The sequence below is a fragment of the Tepidimonas sp. genome (assembly GCF_046292505.1).
Classification (GTDB): domain Bacteria; phylum Pseudomonadota; class Gammaproteobacteria; order Burkholderiales; family Burkholderiaceae_C; genus Tepidimonas.
Genome location: NZ_JBKBQX010000113.1, coordinates 1 through 1092, shown reverse-complemented (window position 1 = coordinate 1092; position 1092 = coordinate 1). Strand labels below are relative to the sequence as shown.

Annotated in this window: 2 protein-coding genes; both read left to right on the top strand. The window is 57.7% G+C overall.

Annotated features, from left to right (window positions below):
- The coding region (locus ACK4TH_RS12075) for a hypothetical protein (protein WP_409626793.1) at positions 1 to 693 on the top strand (693 nt) is incomplete at its 5' end.
- 2 nt (positions 694 to 695) lie between these two features.
- Positions 696 to 1092: hypothetical protein (locus ACK4TH_RS12070; RefSeq protein ID WP_409626791.1), on the top strand; the 397-nt coding region annotated here is incomplete at its 3' end.

The following is a 1092-nucleotide window of genomic DNA, read 5'->3' as shown; positions in this document are numbered from 1 at the left end:
GGAGGCATCGGCAAATCGTTCGTCGCCGTCATGCTCGCGCAGTACTTCAAAAGCACGGGCGCGAATCTGAAAGCCTTCGACACGGACCAAGAGAACACCACGTTCTCCCATTACAAGGCCCTGGAAGCGCAACACATCCCGGTAATGAACGAGTCGCGCACGATTGACGCGAAGCGCTTCGATTGCCTCATGGAAAAGCTGCTGACCGAGGACGGAACATTCGTCATCGACAACGGCGCCAACACCTTCTCACCCCTGCTGGCCTACATGGTCGAAAACGATGTAGTCAGCTTCCTGACCGACAGCGGCAAGAAGGTCTATCTGCATACCGTGGTCGGCGGTGGCGACACCCTGACCGACACGGCCAACGGCTTCAACTCGATTGCCCAAGGCATCGAGGGCGCCCCCCTGGTGCTCTGGCTGAATGAGCACTTCGGCCCCATGAAGACCGTGGAAGGAAAGGAGTTCACTGAAACCAAGGTGTTCAAGGCTAATCAGGATCGGCTGCATGGTGCGGTACTGCTGCAAGCTCGCAACCATCAGACCTACGGCGATGACGTGAAGAAGATGAACACCAAGCGCCTGACGGTCGAGGAAATCATGCAGTCGCCGGACTTCGCATTGATGGAAAAACAGCGCATCCGCAACGTCGCCAAAGACGTGTTCGGCCAGCTCGAAAAGATCGAGTTCTGACCATGGAGCGGCGCAAGTACATCGCGGAACTGGTGGCCCGCACGGGTTTGCAGGTCGATGAAAACGATCCTGTCTTTGCCGTGGTGCTGCTGAACCGACTTATTCTGGAAGACCAGAAAAGCGAGCTGGAAACCCTGGTCGAACAGTTGTCGAAGACCGGTAAGGCGATCAATGGCGAAGTGGTAAAGCAGGCTCAAGACCTTTGGGACAGCAAGACGCGACAACTGAACGCCGAAGCGGCACGCCTGCGAACCGACCTCGAACGCGAACACGCGAACCACCGGGAAGTCACGCGGGAAGCCCTGCGCGAGATTGTCGGCAACACCATCGCCAGCGCAGCCAGCACCATACAGAACGCGCAACGCTCGATTATGGGGCCGGTTTGGATGGCAGCGATTG